Origin of the sequence: Serratia sp. Res13-Sevr-LER1-36-b, from assembly GCF_015673035.1 — a bacterium.
Classification (GTDB): Bacteria; Pseudomonadota; Gammaproteobacteria; order Enterobacterales; family Enterobacteriaceae; genus Chania; species Chania fonticola_C.
This window is the reverse complement of record NZ_JADACK010000032.1, coordinates 1-1,952: the sequence shown is the minus strand read 5'-3', so window position 1 is coordinate 1,952 and position 1,952 is coordinate 1. Positions and strand designations below refer to the sequence as shown.

Below are 1,952 nucleotides of genomic sequence, written 5' to 3'. Positions count from 1 at the left end.
CCCGAGCCTGAGCTGCCGCCGGTGGAGGGGCTGGAAGAAGAGCCACAGGATTGGCTGAAGCTGTTCACCCCGTTCCAATCGGCATTGCCAAAGGTTTCCGACCTGACACCGGTGTCTTTCAGGCACTGGGCGAAGGTATTGGCCCAGGTTTTGCCCACGCCGAGCGCCAGCGCCGCCGGTAAAAGACTTTCAAAATGGGCGACCCACTGATCGGGTGGATAAAGCGTCTGATAGCGCTGTCTCTCGGCGGTGCCAAGGTATAACTTCAGTCCCCGCGCAATGGCTAGCTCATTCAGCCCCTGCTGAGTGTAGCGTGGGATCGAGCAGCCAAAGGCGACACATAGCAGAAAGCCTGTCAGCAGTGCGCCCAAATAGCCTGCGGGAAATTGGTTCAGGGGCAGCACGGTAAACAGCAAAATTTTGCTGACAGCGAGGGAGAACGGACAAATTATCAGCGAAAGAACCAGAGTGATAGGTCCCCAAGGGGACCATGTTCTTCCCGGGCTAAATAAGAATACCCACGGTAAAATAAACAGCGTGATGCTGAGCAGTAGCAATAGCAGAACGGCGATCCCGACCACCGCTGCGGTGGGGTTAAAGAATGCCGCACAGATCCACAGTGTCAGCAATGTGATATACGCAGCGTAGTGAACTGGTTTACCCCATTTGCTGAATAATTTTTCTTGCTGGGCTTCACAGCGCTTTGCCAGCCATGTGCGGGCCTTTTGCATTGGTCTGTGATTAGGTTCGCCGAGACTGATGTGGCTGGTATTGAGGCTAAACAGCAGATTCATTAATTGTCTATCGTTGGCCGTTAGCCGTTTGTTATTACCAGCAGGTTGGCGCGATAGCCATTGATCCTCTTTCGGCACGGATTTGGAAAACCAGGGGCCTTGGTTCTTTTTTCCTTTGATCGTAATTGCCACGGCACGTCTGGCGATCAAATCCAGTAGGTCGCTACTGAAGGCAACGTGGTCGTATTTACGCTGGGTAATAAAGCGCAGATAACCTGGCGACAACGTCGCGGGCATGGCATACAGCGGTATAACCGGCGGCATCTTCAGCCTGGTGAAGGTCACGTTTTTAAGCCACCACAGCAAGCAAAAGCCAATAAGGATCAACGTGGGGATCCAGATCACGCGGGTTTCTTCTGTGGGCAATAACAAGTGCGCCAGCGGCGAATAGGCTTGCGGAGCGCTTGCGCTTGCCAAAATGCTGCGTGGCCAGGTGTAGGCAACGGTCAGGCCTTCGCCTTGGCGGAGTGGCTGTGTGGTTTGGACACTACCATTGGGCAGGATCCGAGCATTGTGATCTTTTGCCCCGAGGACTCCGGTGTAAACGTCAATTGAGCGAAGCCGGGTGTCTTTACCTACACTGTCCAGATAGCGGTTGGCATCAGGCAGCTCCAGTTTGAAGCTGGCTTGATCTATCGGATAGCTCCAGTCGTTACCCGTTACGTTCCAGTAAAGTTCATCCCACTCGCTGAAGCGGCTGAAGTGGTTGCCGATCTGATAGCGGATTTCATAGTGATAGATCCCCGGTTGCAGGATGTGACCGGGGCTGCCAATACGCACGGTCAGCGCTTTCACGGCCTGATCCAGACTGAATGACTCCGGTTCTCCGTCTCGCAGCACCTCTTTGATCTGATAATCGACATTAAAAATCTTGCCGTCCTGGCGATACCAGGTCAGCGGCAAGGTGCGGAAAATTCCACGGCGTATCTCTTGTCCTAAAGACAGCACCTTGATGTTTTCCCACACCTCCATACTGCCGTCGGGGCTAAAATGTGCCACTGTATCGAATGAGAGAATATGTTCGGGTTCTCCCTGTGGCACTTCGCTGTCGGCCGCCTGAGCAGCACCGCTTACCAACACCAACAGCAGCCAGAAAATACGTAATGCCTTATCAAACAAACCAGCCATTTATCCTTCCATGCTTAATCGCTTTTCAAC

Annotated in this window: 1 protein-coding gene; it reads right to left on the bottom strand. The window is 53.3% G+C overall.

What is annotated here, in order from left to right:
* A partial coding sequence (locus IMQ33_RS20355; protein ID WP_196067766.1) for a DUF2207 domain-containing protein occupies window positions 1-1,922 on the bottom strand: 1,922 nt, incomplete at its 3' end.
* Window positions 1,923-1,952 lie beyond the last annotated feature (30 nt).